Source organism: Sphingorhabdus sp., assembly GCF_023910635.1.
Taxonomy (GTDB): domain Bacteria; phylum Pseudomonadota; class Alphaproteobacteria; order Sphingomonadales; family Sphingomonadaceae; genus Sphingorhabdus_B.
In genome coordinates, this window is sequence record NZ_JAAVVZ010000012.1 from 1 (window position 1) to 18,961 (window position 18,961).

The 18,961-nt window shown below is 56.0% G+C and carries 17 protein-coding genes, 1 tRNA gene and 1 pseudogene; 8 read left to right on the forward strand and 11 right to left on the reverse strand.

Features of this window, described 5'->3' with window-relative positions:
- A pseudogene (locus tag HEQ34_RS08510) lies at positions 1–387 on the forward strand (TonB-dependent receptor); the annotation flags it as partial.
- 24 nt (positions 388–411) lie between these two features.
- Complete coding sequence (locus HEQ34_RS08515; protein WP_296199832.1) at positions 412–1,458, forward strand: LD-carboxypeptidase; 1,047 nt, start codon at positions 412–414, stop codon at positions 1,456–1,458.
- Between the two features lie 11 nt (positions 1,459–1,469).
- On the opposite strand, the gene HEQ34_RS08520 is transcribed toward HEQ34_RS08515, so the two are convergent.
- The 3 genes from HEQ34_RS08520 to HEQ34_RS08530 all read right to left on the reverse strand — a co-directional run bounded on the left by HEQ34_RS08520 (position 1,470) and on the right by HEQ34_RS08530 (position 3,596).
- Positions 1,470–2,192, reverse strand: coding sequence for a CPBP family intramembrane glutamic endopeptidase (locus tag HEQ34_RS08520; RefSeq protein ID WP_296199665.1), 723 nt, complete (start codon positions 2,190–2,192; stop codon positions 1,470–1,472).
- A 90-nt stretch (positions 2,193–2,282) separates the two neighbouring features.
- A complete protein-coding gene (locus HEQ34_RS08525; protein ID WP_296199667.1) occupies positions 2,283–3,233 on the reverse strand; it encodes a TraB/GumN family protein in 951 nt (316 codons plus the stop codon).
- A 150-nt stretch (positions 3,234–3,383) separates the two neighbouring features.
- The gene (locus HEQ34_RS08530; protein WP_296199669.1) at positions 3,384–3,596 is read right to left on the reverse strand and encodes a helix-turn-helix transcriptional regulator; all 213 of its coding nucleotides are present in this window, start codon (positions 3,594–3,596) and stop codon (positions 3,384–3,386) included.
- A 155-nt stretch (positions 3,597–3,751) separates the two neighbouring features.
- Between HEQ34_RS08530 and HEQ34_RS08535 the strand changes: the two genes are divergently transcribed.
- The 4 genes from HEQ34_RS08535 (at position 3,752) to HEQ34_RS08550 (ending at position 10,357) form a co-directional block, all read left to right on the forward strand.
- Positions 3,752–4,639, forward strand: a complete 888-nt coding sequence (locus HEQ34_RS08535) for a glycine--tRNA ligase subunit alpha (protein ID WP_296199671.1) — start codon at positions 3,752–3,754, stop codon at positions 4,637–4,639.
- A 130-nt stretch (positions 4,640–4,769) separates the two neighbouring features.
- The gene (glyS, locus tag HEQ34_RS08540; protein WP_296199672.1) at positions 4,770–7,313 is read left to right on the forward strand and encodes a glycine--tRNA ligase subunit beta; all 2,544 of its coding nucleotides are present in this window, start codon (positions 4,770–4,772) and stop codon (positions 7,311–7,313) included.
- Between the two features lie 164 nt (positions 7,314–7,477).
- Entirely contained in the window at positions 7,478–10,138 is a 2,661-nt protein-coding gene (gene ppdK, locus HEQ34_RS08545; protein WP_296199674.1) for a pyruvate, phosphate dikinase, read from the forward strand.
- Between the two features lie 142 nt (positions 10,139–10,280).
- Positions 10,281–10,357: transfer RNA gene (locus HEQ34_RS08550), tRNA-Arg, on the forward strand.
- Between the two features lie 892 nt (positions 10,358–11,249).
- Here the strand turns inward: HEQ34_RS08550 and coaD are convergent.
- The 6 genes from coaD to HEQ34_RS08580 form a co-directional block, all read right to left on the reverse strand.
- Positions 11,250–11,759, reverse strand: coding sequence for a pantetheine-phosphate adenylyltransferase (coaD, locus tag HEQ34_RS08555; protein ID WP_296199676.1), 510 nt, complete (start codon positions 11,757–11,759; stop codon positions 11,250–11,252).
- Positions 11,760–12,659 (reverse strand): polyprenyl synthetase family protein, encoded by a 900-nt coding sequence (locus HEQ34_RS08560; RefSeq protein WP_296199678.1) that lies wholly within the window; start codon positions 12,657–12,659, stop codon positions 11,760–11,762. It lies immediately after the preceding gene.
- 5 nt (positions 12,660–12,664) lie between these two features.
- On the reverse strand, positions 12,665–12,904 hold the full coding sequence (locus HEQ34_RS08565; RefSeq protein WP_295442584.1) for an exodeoxyribonuclease VII small subunit: 240 nt from the start codon (positions 12,902–12,904) through the stop codon (positions 12,665–12,667).
- Between the two features lie 169 nt (positions 12,905–13,073).
- On the reverse strand, positions 13,074–13,949 hold the full coding sequence (locus HEQ34_RS08570; RefSeq protein WP_296199680.1) for a LysR substrate-binding domain-containing protein: 876 nt from the start codon (positions 13,947–13,949) through the stop codon (positions 13,074–13,076).
- A gap of 267 nt (positions 13,950–14,216) precedes the next feature.
- A complete protein-coding gene (locus HEQ34_RS08575; RefSeq protein ID WP_296199682.1) occupies positions 14,217–15,527 on the reverse strand; it encodes an MFS transporter in 1,311 nt (436 codons plus the stop codon).
- Positions 15,524–15,847 carry an antibiotic biosynthesis monooxygenase gene (locus HEQ34_RS08580; protein ID WP_296199684.1) on the reverse strand — a complete coding sequence of 108 codons (324 nt, stop codon included), beginning with the start codon at positions 15,845–15,847 and terminating at the stop codon, positions 15,524–15,526. Before HEQ34_RS08580 ends, HEQ34_RS08575 begins: the two co-directional genes overlap by 4 nt.
- A gap of 143 nt (positions 15,848–15,990) precedes the next feature.
- On the opposite strand from HEQ34_RS08580, the gene HEQ34_RS08585 reads away from it, so the two are divergent.
- Positions 15,991–16,617: a methyltransferase gene (locus HEQ34_RS08585; protein ID WP_296199686.1), complete on the forward strand. Its 627-nt coding sequence runs from the start codon at positions 15,991–15,993 to the stop codon at positions 16,615–16,617.
- Here the strand turns inward: HEQ34_RS08585 and HEQ34_RS08590 are convergent, their stop codons facing one another.
- On the reverse strand, positions 16,618–17,799 hold the full coding sequence (locus tag HEQ34_RS08590) for a phosphatidylserine/phosphatidylglycerophosphate/cardiolipin synthase family protein (RefSeq protein WP_296199688.1): 1,182 nt from the start codon (positions 17,797–17,799) through the stop codon (positions 16,618–16,620).
- Positions 17,800–17,920: 121 nt separating this feature from the next.
- Here HEQ34_RS08590 and rpoZ point away from each other — a divergent pair, with 121 nt between their 5' ends.
- Complete coding sequence (gene rpoZ, locus HEQ34_RS08595) at positions 17,921–18,265, forward strand: DNA-directed RNA polymerase subunit omega (protein ID WP_295442566.1); 345 nt, start codon at positions 17,921–17,923, stop codon at positions 18,263–18,265.
- A gap of 61 nt (positions 18,266–18,326) precedes the next feature.
- Here the strand turns inward: rpoZ and HEQ34_RS08600 are convergent, their stop codons facing one another.
- Positions 18,327–18,938 (reverse strand): DUF3800 domain-containing protein, encoded by a 612-nt coding sequence (locus HEQ34_RS08600; protein WP_296199690.1) that lies wholly within the window; start codon positions 18,936–18,938, stop codon positions 18,327–18,329.
- Positions 18,939–18,961 lie beyond the last annotated feature (23 nt).

Sequence of the window (18,961 nt, forward strand, 5' to 3'; positions counted from 1 at the left end):
GGCCGCTTCACCTTTGCGGGTGATTTGGGTCTGAAGTGGAAGCACAGCGCATTTGTAAGCTTTACCAATGATGATTTCACGTTCAACTTCTCGCAAATCTATCGGGACGGCTATACGAACCAAGCGCTGCCTGGCATCGCCAATGGATCGGTTGTCCGTCCGGATTTCAATCCGAAGGTTAAGGCGTACATGATCTATAACACATCGGTGAGTGTGGATGTGTTGGATCAATTCCGCTTGACCGCAGGCGTGCGTAACGTTTTCGACAAGGATCCACCCTTTGCGATCACTTATGACAGCAACACTGGTGCGGGTTCAAGTTGGGAACCACGCGTGGCTGACCCACGTGGACGGTCGTTTACGCTGTCGGTGGAAGCGAAGTTCTAAGCTAAGGGATCGCCGGGTATGGATATGAATGCAACTCGGCGTCAGATTATGGCGGGGCTGGCGGTTATGCTGTCGTCCCCGCCGCTTTTGGCCGCAAGCGGGCCTGCGGCCAAGGCCGCGCGGAAGCCTTCGCGGTTGCGTATCGGCGATACCGTTGGCCTGATTGAGCCAGCGTCGGCCAGCGATGAACCATTTCAGATTCAATTGGTCGAAGAAGCGATTGTCGCCATGGGCCTAAAGCCCAAGCGTGCCGCCCATTTGCTGGACCGCTTCGGCTATCTGGCTGGCCAAGACAAGGACCGCGCATCGGACATCAACGCCATGTTCGCGGACACAGATGTGAAGGCCATTTTTGCCGTGCGTGGCGGGTGGGGCAGCGCGCGGCTTTTGCCGTTTCTGGACTGGAACATCATTCGCGCCAATCCCAAATTATTGACGGGTTTCAGCGACATCACGGCCTTGCATATGGCGATTGCGGCAAAGGGCGGATTTGTGACCTTGCATGGCCCGAACGCGGGCAGCGCATGGGGCAAGGCGTCTTGGGACATATATCGCGATATCGCTTTTGACGCAGGGACGCCCTTGTTCACGAACCCTGTTGGCGACGAAGACCGGATGGCGCAACGTCGATGGCGCACGCGGGTGTTGGGCGCGGGCAAGGGTAAGGCGCAAGGCAAGTTGCTGGGCGGAAACCTGACGGTGCTGACCGCGCTTGTCGGCACGCCCTATCTGCCCAGTTTCGACGGCGCGATCCTGTTCCTCGAAGATGTGGATGAGGCGGAGTATCGCATTGACCGCATGCTTACGCAATTGGGGCAGGCGGGTGTGCTGAAGAACCTGAAAGGCGTCGTGTTTGGGCAATGCACAGACTGCGTGAACAAGGGAAGCAGCTATGGCGCATTCACACTGAATGACGTGCTGACGCAGCATCTGGGCGGCTTGGGCATCCCTGCATATCAAGGCGCCTTTTTCGGGCATATCACCGACCAGTTTACGTTGCCCGTGGGCGGTGTGGCGGAAATCGATGCCGACGCCGGAACGCTTCGCTTGTTGGAGCCTGTTGTCGTTTAGGCGTTCACGGCCTAATTCACGAACTGCGTCATCACCAATGCAAAGACGTTATTGGCCATGTGCAGGATGATGTTGGTGCGCAATGACCCGGTGCGGTGATACAGATAGCCAAAGGCAATGCTGAGCGACATGAGGGCGGGGATCGCATATAGTTGCAAATGCACCAATGCGAACAGGAATGAAGACAAAAGAATCGCGCCCCAAACGGGCACATATTTCGCCAGCGCATTTTGTAACAACCCGCGAAACAGAAGTTCCTCCACGACGGGCGCGGCAATCATTATGGCAAAGAACATGACTGCCATATTAAGCGGCGTCCGCGTTATGCCTGCCAGAATTTTCGCCATATCGTCTTGCATCCCGACGCCTGGAATAACGTAGGTTGCGTAAACAAAATTGAACGCCATGGCGGCGATGACCAATAATATGGCAAGCCCTGTTGCCTTGGGCAGCGCGATCCTGCCGAAATCATAAAGGCCCAATGCCTCCGCCCGTCCGTCTTTGCGCAGATACAGCCACATCAGCATCAGTTGGACGACGGCGGATGCCACTAATCCAGAGATGACCGACATTGGCGCTGGCGTGGTGACGTCGCCTTGCGTTGCGGCGATGATGATGGCTGTGCACACCCCTTGCAGGGCGAAATACGTTATGATGAAACCAATGGTGGGTATCAGGCCGGGATAAAAGGATCGCGCGGATATTATTGTAGGGGCAGGTTCGCCAAGTTGCATGTCTTCCCGATCTATCCCGCGTATAAGTGAAGGGCGGGCGTTCTTGGCCCGACCTTCCCCTGTTTACACATAATAGGTCCTGACCCTAGCTTAATAGGCCACCCGTGTTGCGGTCAGGCCATAGGTCGGAAGCAATGCCTGAACGCTTGTCGGGCCAGCCAGATGCCCTGCGCCAACCGCCATGAACGTCACGCCCGGCTTTTTCATTTGCGCGGAAATCCATTTCGCCCAATTGGCATTCCGATTGGTCAGTACGGCGTCGTACAATGTCCGGCTGGTCAGGCCTTCGTTCATAAGTTGGGCAAGGCTTTCGGTGTCCGCCGATCCCCACATGTTGACCATTTTTTCCATCATGCTGTTGGTATCATCAATCGTTTTTGCCGTTTCGACCAAGAAAGCGATTTGATCGGCCTCTGGCAGGGTATCAAAAATACCAAGCTGAAACTCCGCAGTTTCAAGTCCAACGATGGGCTTTTTACTAACCTTCGCCGCCGCCGTCAGTTGTGTTTCAACACCGCTATTGGGTTCATAGCCGGATTTCTGGATTGCCATCAGGGACATGGCGATTCCCGCCGCCCATGGCTCAAATGGGTCGAAAGAGGGCGCCGGAATGCCAAGCTTGCCCATCGCCGCGTCATACACCGCACGGTCCGCGTCATTCATTTTGGAACGCAGGGTCTTGCCCTGCTGATCCATCGCCAGCTTGCCGAACAAGGCTTGGGTCTCTGCTGCGGGAAGGTCGACCAGTTCCAGCACCAATTGGTCCGAACTGTCAAAAGCAGTTTTTACGCCGTCATCAAACCAGCCAAGACCAGGCTTTAAGACATGGATGCTCCCGAACAGGTAAATGGTGGTGTCTTCGTCCTTGATCACCCACAAGGCAGGATCGACGTCCTTGACCGCAGGGACCGCCTTGACGGGGTCAAGTGCGGTGACCGCTGCGGGTGCCTCCGTCGGCGCGTTTTGCGCCGCAACCGGCGCTGCCCATGCCAATGCGCATGTCGCAGTGGCGGCCAATAATGACTTCAAACTCATACGCATTCTCATTCTCCTTTAACGAAAGATAGAAAATCATTTCTACGATAGTGGACCGATAGTTATATGTATTTCTTTCAGAACCAGACAATCAGCGCAACAAAAAATGTCATAAAATAGAGTATCATGCCATTTCGGTCCGCATTTTCATCTACATCAAACATGGCCCCCTCCTACAAATTCATCATCGAAAATCTCTTCGATGGGTAAGTCGAACAGCCGTGAAATCTTGAACGCCAGCGGCAGCGAGGGGTCATATTTCCCCGTTTCAATCGCATTCACCGCCTGGCGCGAGACATCGAGATGCTCGCCCAAGTCGGCCTGACTCCAGTTGCGCATCGCCCGCAGCACTTTGAGCTGATTTTTCATGTCAGGTTCCGGTGTCTGTATGTCATGGAAACCTGACTAAATTGATTCGCAGATAATGTCAACAAAACCTTACATAATGCTATGCACCACTGACAAAAACCCGTGCGCTTATTCATAACCTTGATTTAGCCGCCTATCTCCGCCAATGGCTGGCCATGTCCGACGTTGCGCCACTTAGTTTTCAGGATCTGATCCTCACGCTCCATGCTTATTGGGGCAAGCAGGGTTGCGCCATTTTGCAGCCTTATGACATGGAAATGGGCGCTGGCACGTTCCACACGGCTACGACCCTGCGCGCGCTGGGGCCTGACCCGTGGAACGCCGCCTTTGTGCAGCCATCGCGCCGTCCGACCGATGGCCGCTATGGCGAAAACCCCAACCGGCTTGGCGCTTATTATCAATATCAGGTGATCCTGAAACCTAGCCCGCCTAACTTGCAGGAGCTATATCTCGGCTCGTTGAAGGCCATTGGCATTGACCCGTTGCTGCACGACATCCGCTTCGTCGAAGATGACTGGGAAAGCCCGACGCTGGGCGCATGGGGCCTTGGCTGGGAAATATGGTGCGACGGTATGGAGGTCACGCAGTTCACTTATTTTCAGCAAATGGGCGGCTTTGACTGCAAACCCGTTTCGGGCGAGCTGACTTATGGTCTGGAACGGCTGGCGATGTATATCCAGAACAAGGACAGCATTTTCGACCTTGTGTATAACAACGCAACGGCGGATCGTCCGGCGGTGACCTATGGCGACGTCTTCCGCGAAAACGAGCGGCAAATGAGCACCTATCATTTCGAAGTCGCCGACACCGACATGTTGTTTGATGCGTTCAAAAAAGCGACGGCAGAATGCGAAAGCTGCCTGCAACACGGCTTGCCCATTCCCGCCTATGAGCAAGCGATCAAGGCGAGCCATATCTTCAACATATTGCAGGCACGCGGCGTGATTTCCGTGCAGGAACGCGCCAGTTACATGGGCCGCGTCCGCGACCTTGCCAAAGGCAGTTGCCAGGCATGGATGGAAAAGAACAGATGGGCAGTATGATGGCCCGCATGTCAAATCCTCCCCGGAGCCGTCACCCTGAACTTGGTTCAGGGTCCATTTATCGTCTCTACCCTTCGGCCTGTGTGGCACGATGGATGCTGAAACGAGTTCAGCATGACGGGGACGCTGCATGACCGACTTCCTGCTTGAACTGCGCTCCGAAGAAATCCCTGCGCGGATGCAATTGAAGGCCAAGGAAGACTTGGCGCGCCTGTTTCATGATACATTGGCAAAGGCCGGGCTTGCGGCGGCGTCGGTGGAAACCTTCGCCACGCCGCGCCGTCTTGCGTTGATCGCGACCGGATTGCCGTTGGCAACAGAGGCGGTTTCCGAAGAAACCAAAGGGCCAAAGGTCGGCGCGCCGCCGCAGGCGATGGAGGGTTTCTTGCGCAAAACTGGCCTTTCGCAAGACCAGTTGGTCGAACGCGATGGTGTCTTTTATGCGGTAGTTGAAAAGGCCGGGCGTCAGACGGCGGATGTTTTGGCAGAGGCGATCCCCGCGATCATCCGTGCCTTCCCATGGCCGAAATCGCAACGCTGGGGCGCGGCGTCGGTCTCGACCGAGAGCCTGCGCTGGGTCCGCCCATTGCAGGGCATTGTCGCTTTGCTCGGTGACGCGGTCGTGCATTGCGAAATTGACGGCATCGTTAGCGGTGCGGAGACGATGGGCCATCGATTCCATCACAGCGGGCCTATCATTATCGGAAATGCGGGCGATTATATCGAAAAGCTGCGCGACGCACATGTCCTCGTCCATTTTTCAGAACGCTGCCGCATCATCCGTGAAGGCGCGAAGGCAGCGGCGGAGGCGGCTGGCCTGACGTTGGTTGAGGACGAAGGACTGGTCATCGAAAATGCTGGCCTGACCGAATGGCCAGTGCCGATGCTTGGCCGCTTCGACCCCGCATTTCTGGACGTGCCGCAAGAGGTCATTCAATTGACGGCGCGCGTGAACCAGAAATATTTTGTCTGCCATGATGCAGCGGGCAGACTGGCCAACGCCTTTGTCTGCACCGCGAATATCGACGCGCATGACAAAGGGGCGGCGATTGTTGCGGGTAATGAAAAGGTTCTCGCTGCGCGCCTGTCCGATGCGAAATTCTTCTGGGAACAGGACCTAAAGGTCGCGCTGGATACCCAAGCGCAGAAATTGGCGCAGATTACGTTTCATGAAAAACTGGGCAGCGTTGCCGACAAGGTGGAACGGGTGGCGAAGCTTGCCCGTTGGTTGGTGGAAGAAGGTATTGTTGGGCCGCGCTCCCCGGCGCAGGCCGGGGCCCAGCCCGCAACGAATGAGTCATTTGATCAGGTTCTGGACCCCGGCCTTCGCCGGGGCACACAGGATTTGGAAGGCGCTTCAAACCCCAACGTCACCCCCGCGAAGGCGGGGGGCCAACTCCGGAGTAAGCAGCTAGAATCAAAAGGGCAGGAGATGGATTCCCGCCTTCGCGGGAATGACGAAGATATTTCTGTGCGTGCGCTCGCCGGTCAAGCCGAACGCGCGGCGCGTTTGTGCAAGGCGGATCTTGTCACGGGTATGGTCGGTGAATTCCCCGAATTGCAAGGCATCATGGGCGGCTATTACGCGCGCGCACAAGGCGAGAGCGACGCCGTCGCCGACGCCATCCGCGATCACTACAAGCCAGTCGGGCAGGGCGATGATGTGCCAACTGCGCCGGTGACGGTTGCGGTGAGTTTAGCGGATAAGTTGGATACGTTGGCGATGTTCTTTGCTGTTAACGAGCTGCCCACAGGCTCTCGAGATCCGTTCGCTCTCCGCCGCGCTGCCTTGGGAATTTTGCAGTTCATGCAGCACAATGAACTACGATTTAAGTTAAATGAAACCATCGATTACATCAGGCGGCTAGCTGTGTTGGAGGGGGAGTTATCCTCCGATCAAATCGGCGGTGATGGTGACGCCCCTGTTTACAGACTCGATCAGGTTGGGCGATGGAATGATGATTTTGACTTAGATCTAGATGGCCGATTGGCTGAATGGAAAGACGAAAAGGGCAATCTGCAAACTGCGAGCCTAGAAACAATTGAACCAGAACTCTTAGCTGAGTTAGTTGAATTACTTGTAAAGCCTGATGAACTCGTAACGTTCTTCGCCGACCGCCTCAAAGTCCAGCAACGCGAAGCGGGCGTCCGCCACGACCTCATCGACGCGGTGTTTAGCCTTGGTGGTGAGGATGATCTTGTCCGGCTGCTGGCGCGGGTGAAGGCTTTGCAGGCCTATATCACGACCGCCGAGGGTGCGAACCTGTTGGCGGCGTATAAGCGTGCGGCGAATATATTGAAGCAGGCTGAGGGTGTGGACAAAAACACCGTCGCCCCAGCGCAGGCTGGGGCCCATCACGTGTCTCAGTCTGGAACGACAGACGAGATAGGCTCCAGCCTACGCTGGAGCGACGCGGATTTGGGCATCGAGGAAAGTGCTCTCCGCACCGCGCTCGACGCCGCCGAACCCAAGGCCGCAGCCGCCTTGTCGGTCGAAGATTTCGAAGGCGCAATGGCCGCGTTGGCGACGTTGCGCGCACCGATTGATGCCTTTTTTGAAGCTGTGATGGTCAATGATCCCGACCAAGACAAGCGCGCGTTTCGTTTGGGCTTACTCGCACGGTTCCGCGATGCGGTTACCCAAGTGGCCGATTTTTCGAAGATTGAGGGATAGGTAAAACCCCTCTCCCCTTGCGGGAGAGGGAGGGGCCCGCTGCGCAGCAGTGGGAGGGTGAGGGGGTTCCTCACAACCTGCACCCCTCACCGCTGCGACTAGGCAACTAGTTGCCAAGTCTCGCTCCTCTCCCGCAAGGGGAGAGGGTCAGGTTGGAGTAATGAATGACCCAGTATGTATATCGGTTCGGTGGCGGTGTTTCGGATGGTGACGAGACCGTTCGCGGCAACAAGAACATCCTCGGCGGCAAGGGCGCGAATTTGGATGGCATGGCGTCGATTGGTCTGCCTGTCCCGCCCGGCTTCACGATCACGACCGAAATGTGCACGGCTTATTATGCCAATGGCCAAAGCTTCCCCGACAGCGTTCGGGCCGAAGTCGCCAATGGCCTTGCACATATTGAACAGGTGACGGGCAAAGCCTTTGGCGATTGGGCCAATCCGTTGTTGGTGTCGGTGCGTTCGGGCGCGCGGGTGTCGATGCCGGGGATGATGGATACGGTGTTGAACCTCGGGCTGAATGACCAGACGGTCGAAGGGCTGGCGGCTTCGTCGGGCGATGCCCGCTTTGCGTGGGACAGCTATCGCCGCTTCATTCAAATGTATGCCGATGTGGTGTTGGAACTGGATCATGGCGCGTTTGAAGAGGCGCTGGAGATCGCCAAGGAAGACCGCGGTTTCTACCTCGATACAGAGCTTTCTGCCGATGACCTGAAGGCGCTCGTGGCCGAATATAAGCGCCTTGTGGCCGCCGAATGGGGCAAGCCGTTTCCGCAAGATGTGCACGATCAATTATGGGGCGCGGTGGGCGCGGTGTTTGGATCATGGGAAAGCGACCGGGCAAAGGTCTATCGCCGCCTGAACAATATTCCGGGCGACTGGGGCACTGCGGTCAATGTGCAGGCGATGGTCTTTGGCAATATGGGCGAAACGTCGGCGACGGGCGTTGCCTTCACCCGCGACCCGGCAACGGGCGAAAATGCCTATTATGGCGAATATCTGATCAACGCGCAGGGTGAGGATGTTGTCGCTGGCATCCGCACCCCGCAATATCTGACCAAGGCCGCACGTGAACGCGCAGGCGCAAAGCCGCTGTCGATGGAAGAGGCGATGCCGCAGGTCTATGATGAACTGGCCCGTGTGTTCGACATCCTCGAAACGCATTATCGCGATATGCAGGATATTGAATTTACCGTTGAGCGGGAGAAATTGTGGATGTTGCAAACCCGTTCGGGCAAGCGCACCGCCAAGGCCGCCTTGAAAATCGCCGTCGATATGGCCCAAGCGGGCATGATTACAACCGATGAGGCTGTGCTGCGCGTTGACCCAATGGCGCTGGACCAGTTGCTGCACCCAACGCTTGATCCGCAAGCGCAGCGCGATGTGCTGACCTCTGGCCTGCCTGCGTCACCGGGCGCGGCATCGGGCGAAATTGTCTTTGATGCCGACACCGCCGAACGGTTCAGCGAATTGGGCAAGGCGGTTGTCTTGGTCCGCATCGAAACCAGCCCTGAGGACATTCACGGCATGCACGCTGCCAAGGGCATATTGACCGCGCGTGGCGGGATGACCAGCCATGCTGCTGTCGTCGCACGTGGCATGGGCCGGCCTTGTGTATCAGGCGCAGGCAGCTTGCAAATCGACGCCACGGCCAAAGTTTTGCGTATCGCCGGGCGTATCTTGAAAGAGGGCGATGTCATTACGCTGGATGGTTCGACCGGCGAAGTGATGGCCGGCGAAGTGCCGACGATTCAGCCCGAATTGGTGGGCGATTTCGGGACGTTGATGGTCTGGGCCGATGCGGGCCGCCGGATGAAGGTCCGCGCCAATGCCGAAACTCCCTCCGACGCGCAAACCGCCCGCGATTTTGGTGCAGAAGGCATTGGCCTGTGCCGGACCGAGCATATGTTCTTTGACGCGGCGCGCATTACTGCCGTGCGCCAGATGATCCTCGCGGACGATGAAAAGGGCCGCCGCATCGCGCTCGACAAATTATTGCCCGAACAGCGTACGGATTTTGCCGCGATTTTTGAAGTGATGGCGGGCCTTCCCGTCACCATCCGCTTGCTGGACCCGCCCTTGCATGAATTCCTGCCGCATCAGGAAAGCGAATTTGCCGAGGTTGCGGCCGCAGCGGGCGTTGGCGTTGAAGTGTTGAAACAACGCGCGTCCGAATTGCACGAATTTAACCCCATGCTTGGCCACCGTGGATGCCGCTTGGGCGTCACCTATCCCGAAATCTACGAGATGCAGGCAAGGGCGATATTTGAAGCCGCGTGCAGCCTTGCCGTTGCACCTGTGCCCGAAATCATGATCCCGCTCGTCGGCACGCGCCGCGAACTGGAATTGATGAAGGATGTCGTCGACAAGGCCGCCGAAGACGTCTTTGCCGAACAGGGCAAGCGTATCGAATATCTTGTCGGCACGATGATCGAGCTGCCCCGCGCGGCGTTGATGGCCGATGAAATTGCCGAAGTCGGCAGCTTCTTCAGCTTTGGCACCAATGACCTGACGCAAACCACCTTGGGCGTCAGCCGCGACGATGCTGCACGTTTCCTGACACATTATGTCGACAAGGGCATTTACGCCCGCGATCCTTTCGTCAGCCTCGATGTCGAAGGCGTTGGCCAATTGATCGAGATTGCCGTCCATAAGGGCCGCGCAACGCGTCCAGACATGAAGCTTGGCATTTGCGGCGAACATGGCGGCGACCCGGCATCGATCACTTTTTGCGAAAAGGTCGGCCTCGATTATGTCAGCGCCTCACCCTATCGCGTGCCGATTGCAAGGCTAGCGGCGGCGCAGGCGGCGTTGGCAAAAAGCTAAGCCGTGAACGCACAGGGCACGGAGAAAGCGGCGCACATGAATCTGCGCATTCTATGAGACCGCCGCGTGCAATATTTGGGTTGGAAGTGCAAAAATTGCGGTTGCCAATTGCACATCACCGCCCTAATAGCTGCGTTCCAGTGCACCCGTAGCTCAGCTGGATAGAGCATCAGACTACGAATCTGAGGGCCGGGCGTTCGAATCGCTCCGGGTGCACCACTTTTCCCCTCTTTGCTAAAGTCCGCGTGATGCGCGGTGTCTCAGCAATTTTGTGCACGCAGAAGCGCAGAGGGCAATTTCGTTGACAGGTGCGTCATTCCCGAAACGACCCGTTCAGCAAAAAACGCCGTCGCCCCAGCGCAGGCTGGTGCAAATCCTCCCCAGAATGGGGAGGGGGACCATGCGAAGCATGGGGGAGGGGCACGCTCTGGCTATCCTGACCTTCTGGCGTGATGATATCCTGAACGTGCCCCTCCACCGTCTGCGACGGTCCCCCTCCCCGTGCCGGGGAGGAGTTATTTCGCCTTCAATTCCGGTAACAGGTGCGTCATCCCCGAAAGAGGTTTCGCTTGCAATGTAGGATTTGTTTTGAGATTCTGTGCGTCACGCCCGCATAAGTTGCGCGACCGGCTCTTTGAATGTGTTGAACCCCAGCCCGGCTTTCATACCCGGTAAGCCAACGTCGAAAAGTGGCGGTAAGTTTACAGAAATACCGCATTTTGCGTATAAGTTTGTAAACTTAGAACCCCGATGACATCTGCGTCATCTCCGAAATAGCTTTATACTATGACCGGTCGGGCCAAAACCTTCTTCGTATCTTCGCGTCTTTGTGCGAGATTATATTGGCGCAGGGTTTCGACCGGGCATGACCGCGAGATTGCGACAATCTGCGGGTCCCCCTCCAATATGCTTCGCATGGTCCCGCTGTTGCTCCGCAACGCCTACGGCTCCCCCGTGCCGGGGAGGAATTACCTAGCCTTCAATTCCGGTGACAATTGCGTCATCCCCGAAATAATCGCTTCTCTGATTTTCGTAAGGCAGGGTATATGGCACGTCTTCCACTTATGGTCCTGACCCTAAGGAACGCAAGCGACACAAGCCAGTTTAGCGCTTAACCGCCTTTTTTGCCCAGCTTTTGCACGCGCGCAATCACTTCGGCGCGAATATCGGGGGTCACAAACTTCCCGATTTCGCCGCCGTAAATCGCAATTTCCTTCACCAACCGCGAGGCAATGGGTTGTAGGGACACGTCGGCCATTAAAAACAGCGTTTCGACGCGATCGTTCAACTGGCGGTTCATGCCCGTGAGTTGATATTCATATTCGAAATCCGTGACGCCGCGAATACCACGAATAACGGTGCTTGCGCCGTGCGCTTCGGCAAAATCCATAAGTAATGAGTTGAACCCGACAACGCGAATATGCGCCGAACCGATGCTGGCAACTTCCCGCTCGACCATTGCAATCCGTTCATCATCGGAAAACATCGGGGATTTGGCCGCGTTCGTGGTTACGCCGATGATCAACTCATCTACCAATTTTGCGCCGCGCCGGATGATGTCCATATGGCCCAAGGTGATTGGGTCAAATGTGCCGGGATATACGCCAATCCGGTGTGTCATTTAGCGATCCCTTTCGGTAATATAATTTGCAATGGCGCGCAGAAGATCGGCTTCGGCACCATAAGTCGACAGATGGTCATTGGCCTGCTGCACAAGCATTTCCGCTTGCTGCTTGGCGCGTTCGAGGCCCATGAGAGATACAAATGTGCCTTTATTAGCTGCTGCGTCTTTTTGAAGCGCTTTGCCGGCCAGTTCAGGATCGCCTTCAACATCCATGATGTCATCGGCAATCTGAAAGGCGAGGCCAATGTCCCGGGCATATCCCCGCAAATGCGTTCGGCCTTCTGTCGGGATATGCCCTAATATCGCGCCCATTTCGACGCTGGCGGCAATGAGAGCACCCGTCTTCAGCGCTTGCAGGCGCATGACGGTTTGCAAATCAACAACGGATTTCTCGGCCTCTATATCCATCATTTGGCCGCCGGCCATGCCTTCCGGGCCGCTCGCTAAAGCCAGCGTTGATATCAGTTCACCGCGCACGAACGGGTCGCCATGTGTTTGTGGGCTCGCCAGTATCTCGAATGCCAAGGCATGGAGAGAATCGCCCGCCAGAACCGCGGTCGCGTCATCAAACGCGCGGTGCACTGTCGGCTTGCCACGCCGCATGTCGTCGTCATCCATGCAGGGCAAGTCGTCATGCACCAAAGAGTAAACATGAATGGCTTCGACAGCCGTGCCAACGCGCAAGGCAACCGCGCGGTCGACATGGAACAGAGCCGCGGTCGCAGTCACAAGCAACGGCCGCAGGCGCTTGCCGCCGCCAATCGCGGCATGGCGCATCGCGGCATATAGGCGGTCCCGCGCGTCGCCGGGCAGCGTCAGAAGCGCGTCAAATTCGTGATCAATGTCCGCTGCAATTTGCGCGAGTGAGTCCTGTAACAATGATATGTGCGCAGCCATATTGCTCAACCGGCATCGAATGTTGTTGTACCCGTTGGCGATCCATCCGGCCCTTGCACAATGGCCTCAATACGCGCCTTTGCTGTATCAAGCCGCTGTTGGCACAAGGCCCGCAACGCATTGCCGCGTTCGTACAAGGCGATGGATTCATCCAGCGGAGCCTCACCGCTTTCCAACTTATGGACGATGTCTTCAAGCGCACGCAGCGCAGTTTCAAAATTCATGTCGGCAACGTCTTGAGTCATAGTTCTGCAATGACGCCCACCGCCGACTGGGTCAAGTGCTTCGCTCCATCGCCATCGGTTGATGACGAAGCTTGCCAGTCCAGAAGTGCACATCAGATTAGCGTTAAACGGGCAGGCAGAGCCAAAACGCGTTTAGGGTCACGAACGGGAGTTGAGGGGAGGTTTGTATTTATACGCCTGACTTCAACAACCAGTCGTGAAAGATTTTCACGGCTCTCTGCTTCAGCGCGCGGGGGCGACACACGAAGTAATAGCTGTAGGGGCTTTCGACTTCTGCACTGAAAAGCCGTGTCAGGCGCGGGTCGCGCGCGTCGGAGAAGTGGCTTCCGTGCATGATAGCAACGCCAAGGCCGTTTGCGGCTGCCTCCAGCATCAATGCGCCGCTATCAAGGCTATCGATCGCAGCCGGCTTCAGGCGGGGAACCCCCATGGCCTGCCGCCATGCGTCAAATATCATCGGCATGTCACTGTGGACCATGACGGTGTATTTTGCGAGGTCCTCAGGCTTTTCGACATTATGCTCCTTCGCCCATTTTTCAGAGGCGATGGCGTAAACAAGATTGCGGTCTAAGCGGACGCTGTAAAGCTTGGGGTCGACGTCTGCTGAGATGATGATGGCTGCGTCGACGACATCACCCAGCAGATTTTCGGCATGCCCAGATGTGTCCACATCGATATGAAGCTTCGGGAATGCCTTACGCAGTTCAGGCAAGCGCGGAATCAGTCTTTGCGAACCAAAAAGCGGCAAGAGCCCCAAACGCAGGCGATACTCTCCGCCGCGACCGGCCAACTCGTCAACCGCCTCTGCCATTGCGTCCATCGCTGGTTCAACGGCCGCCAGAAGTGCCTCACCATCCGCATTAATGACCATCGCTTGTGCGCGGCGGTCAAAAAGGGACTTGCCGATGAAGTCTTCCAGCGCCTTGATACGACGGCTGAGCGCGGGCGGAGATAATGCGAGTTCGCTCGCGGCCGCTTTTGCCGAACCCAGCTTAGCGACGCGCAAAAAGGCTTCCAGCGAGCGTAGGGGGGGCAATCTGCGCATATCATCTCCTAATTTTGCCGCACTGCAACAAAACATTTCTGCTTTCGTGATCGTGCAAATGTCACGAAAATCATGCTAAACCTATAAATTGTAGTTGCATCATTTGCAACAGCTATTGCACTGTTCGCACTTGCACAAATAATGAAACCCAACCAAAGGAGAAAGGCCTTTTAGGCATCCTCTCCTAAAGACTTTTTCAGGGTCGACCTCGGTCGGCCCTTTTTTTATCCGAATTAGGCATGAGCTGTGTCTTAGGGTCAGGACCTATTACTGCGCGCCGTCGGGCACGACCAGAGCGCGCCGTCCCCAAATGATCAGGAACAGCAAAGACGCCGAGATCAGAATGAATGTGGCGGGTTCCCAATAGTTGAACAACGCAACGCCAACCGCAGGCGCGAAAATATAGGCTGCACCGTTGATTGAGGCGATCTTGCCCGCAACGTCGCCTTGTTCATGCCGATGGACTGCTAGAGATGCACCTGCGGTAAAGCCCGGTCGGAACAGCCCAAAGCCAAGCGAGGCAATGGCAAAGCCGGTGCTAATGCCATAAAAATCATGGCTGATGCCTGTCAAGATCGTGCCCACTAACGCGAGGCCCGCGCCCCAGAGTACGGAACTTCTCGCGGCAAGTGACAGCATTGGGATGAGGCCCCATTGTGCCAACAAGGTCGCCATTGCGCCAATCAGCATAACCGATCCGCTGGCTTGCACTGCCTCCCACGGACGATCATGCAATCCCAGCCGGTCGCGCACCAGAAAACCCACCACGCCCAAAATGATTGCCTGTGCATGGCCACCGATCAAACCTGCAATCAACCAGGATGCCATTCGGTCATCGCGCCATGGCAGGCGGATTTCGCGGGTGGGCAACACGGACCCCAAAGCATCACCATCGACATCTTCATCATCCGGCGAATTCATGGATGCTGAATTCGGGTAAGTCGCAACGGCGCCGCGTGCCTCAAAACGCGGGGTGTCATTGGGCAATTGAACATGCAACGCAATCAACACGGCGACACCGAAGGCGGCAAACATGATGAGCGGTCCAGCCAGACCGAAAGGTGGGAACAGAAAATAATGCGCGGTGGCAGGGCCAATCACGGTGCCAACGCCAAAAGACGATGCAAGCATTGATAGCGCCTTGGTGCGCTCGGCGCGTTCGGTGCGTGCGGCGACATAGGCCTGAACAGCAGGCGGGGCGGCTGAACCAAAGCCGCCATAGAGGCTTCGGAACAAGGCAAACAGGATGAAGGTCACGACTGGACCAATCAGGCCGGCCAGCCCAAGCCACAGCACCAGCCCGCACATGCCCATCGAGGCAACAAAGCCGATGATGCCGATACTCATCAATTGCTTGCGGCCCCGGCGATCCGACAGGCGCGCCCATTTGGGTGCAGTGATAACCCATAACAAGGCAGACCAGCTAAAGGCCAAGCTGACCCACACGTCGGGCATATCCAATTCGCTAGCGATTGCGGGAAGGGCGGACTGCATCGCGGTATTGCCAGCCGCTGCGACAAGCATCACGAGGAACAGCACAACAACGCGGCTATTGGGGATAGCTTGAACCGCGCTCATGGCTTTTTCCAATCATAGCTTCTTATGACTTGCGCCACATGCAGGCTGTAATCCGAATACCATCGGTCCCGGCCAGCATCGCGAATTTCGGCGTGATCGGGATGATCGCGCCATGCTTTTGCGCTGGCCTCGTCGGTCCAATAGCTGACCGTTATACCAAGGCCATCTGCGCCACGCACCGAATCCATGCCAACATAGCCTTCTTGTCGTGCGGCAATTTCAACCATCATCGCGGCAGCCCTTGCGTAACCATCGGCGTCCAGCTCCGTGCGCTGTGCCACAAATATAACGGATATGGTGCTACAGCTTAGCTTTGGCATGGCGGCAGCATAAGACTGATTTGATCTGCAATGCAAGCTAGGTCCTGACCCTGGTGGAACAGTTAGTTGCTAAACGCGGTTGCACGAACTGCATCAATTTGCGAGTGTGCCTGCTTCGTGACAACTTCCCTCGGACTCAACCTATGATATCTTCAAGCTTGGCCAAATCGACGGTGCTGAACCGCCTTAAAAGCCGTGCAAGCCGCTTTTTTGGCCCATGGGGTGTTTTCTTTAAAGGCTTTATCAAACATCCGGTGATGGTCGGGTCAATAATCCCGTCATCATCCTTCACCGTGAAAAAAATGCTTGCGCCGGTTGACTGGGACAACACCAAATTGTTCGTGGAATATGGCCCGGGCATCGGTACATTCTGTCAGCCCATTCTGGACCGCATGCGCCCCGACGCGACGTTACTGGTCATTGATCTTAACGAAGATTTTATTGCATATCTGCGTCAAACTGTTCGCGATAGCCGCTTCATCGCTGTCCATGGTTCGGCAGCAGATGTGAACGCAATCATCAACAATTTCGGGTTTGCACATGCCGATTATATTCTCTCTGGCCTGCCATTTTCGACGCTTCCCAATAATCTTGGCCCCGTGATCGCCGAGGAAACAGCAAAGGCGATCCGGCCCGGCGGCGCATTTCTGGTCTATCAATTCCGCGCCCGTGCGCGTGATTTCATGACTCCGCATTTCCGTAAGATCGACAATGGTTATGCTTTATGGAATATATTGCCTTGCCATCTGTTCTGGGGCTGGAAAGAATGACTATTTGCTACGGATCAGGCGGAATTTGATCCGCCGACCAATGGTGTAATCGACCGAATTGACTAAGAAATAGGCAAGGCCCGACTTAAACCGGCTCCAAATAGTGTCCCGCCTCTTTAACAAAATCCGTGTCTGTTCTTCCGATTGGGAGACAAGCCCGTCAATCAGTGTGCGCATATGCAACGCAAGGCCAGCGTCCTTGATACGCACCATAATCTCCAAATTGATAAACATGCTTCGGACATCTAGATTGGCTGAGCCAATATAGACCGTGTCATCAATGACCATCAGTTTCGTATGGAGTGGATGCGGTTTATACTCAAAAATCTGGGTCTTACGCCGCAACAGGTAGCGATAAAGCAAACGCGCAGCGGCAATCGTTGCCCCATTATCAGTTTTTCCGGCCATCACGAGGCGCGACCCTTTGTTGCGTCTTGCAGTCTTGGCAAGGCGTCGCAATATGGTTTGGGACGGCGAAAAATAAGCGGAAACGATGTCAAATCTCTTGCCCGCGTCCAATGACCGCTTGAACGTGAGTGCCCATGGCGAAATGCGGTTGGTTGGCCCGCCCAACAGCCATTGCACTTGACCAATGCCCGGTCGCCATTGTCGAATGATATTGCGGATCTGCCAGAAGCTGACGTTGCCGCCGTTCGACGCGTGCGCCATATCCTCGAAATAATCGCTTAGCCGTTGCGCCTGCGGGCCAGACACGATTATGCCGAGATCTTCCCAGCTATCGTCTCCGGCACGCCCGAAATATGGATCGGCGATATTAAAGCCGCCTACAAGCGCGTGTGCGCCGTCGATGATCAGCATCTTTTGGTGATTGCGGATTAGGTAACCCAGGCTCTTGCGGGTGCTGAAACTGTGATAGTTGCCGCCAGCGTCAAGCAAAGCGTCGAAAAATCGATTGCTCACCTGTGTTGATCCAAAGCTGTCTATAATCAATTGCACGTGCACACCGCGTGTCGCCGCAGCAATGAGCGCGTCGCGCACCTCCCGGCCAGTTTCATCGGCACAAAACATGTAGAAAAACATGTGAATCGATTTTTGCGCCATCGCGATAAGCTGCAAAACGGCGTTGAGTCGATCTTGCGGCTGATGAACCAGGTGCAGGTCATGGCCCGCAACCTGAAAGTGCGTTCCGGGGAACCCGGGCTTGCCTGATTGCACTGCCATGTTGCTAGCGATACCGCTTTGCGCAGCGCACGGCAAGCGACCAGCCCTTTTCGTTGACATTTTGGCCCATTATCTCTAGGCGCGAGCAACTTCCCGAATTTACGAAGAATCAGGAGCCAATATGGCACGCGTTACTGTTGAAGATTGCATCGACAAGATCACCAACCGGTTTGACCTTGTATTACTCGCCGCCGAACGTGCGCGTGAAATCTCTGGTGGCGCTGAACTGACTGTTGATCGTGATCGCGACAAAAATCCGGTCGTTGCTTTGCGCGAAATCGCTGAGGAAACCGTTCGTCCGGATCAATTGAAAGAAGGCCTCGTGCAGTCGCTTCAGAAGGTTCAGGTTGATGAGGATGAAGAAGCGGATGAAGTCGGCTCGATCAGCCTGTCCGCCGAAGCCCTTCGTTTGACTGCCGCTGCGCCAGCACGCGGCGCAGGTATGCAGCGCGATTATGACCGGTAATTTTCAATATCATTATTGAATGAATCAGGCCCGGCTCGTCCGGGCCTTTTCTTTTGTGCCTTCATTCACTCTTAGTATCGCGTGAAAGTACCCGCAGGCTAATTTTGCCACTTTCCAAAAATGGCGCGACGATGGCTGCCATTCGGCCTTGGCGCTCGGTTGCCATCGCGCGGTTGAAGAAGGTGTTGGCGATGACATCCGCAATTTGAAGCCCCGACCGGCGGTGACTAAGATCAAGGGATGCAGTACCGCAAGGACCAATGAAGTCTGCGATATCTTTGCGGATTAGGGCCAGCGTCTCGGGGCCATAGCGACCGTCGTCAATGACCACTTGCACGCAATGATCGCTGCCTTTTATCATGTGCGTAACGGCCTCCTCAAGCAATTGCACATAGATGTCGATGTCGTGCGTACCCCGGTCTTCGTCCGGATTGGGCGCGAGCGCGGAAATCGCGATGCCTATGGTTGCGGTCCAAGGCTTTTGACCAAGCAGCTCAAACAGCAATCCGCGCTCAGCCAAATCAATACGGCTGCCCTTAAGTTCGCCGGCTAGGCCGGTAATCTCCCGAAAGCGTGCCACTACCGCGTCAGCATCATCGTCTTCAACGGATATGGCCGCCAGTGTCATGACCCCACGCCCAACGCCGCCTGACTCATCGCAATAGATCGGCATGCTGACTGCTCCTCATATTATGT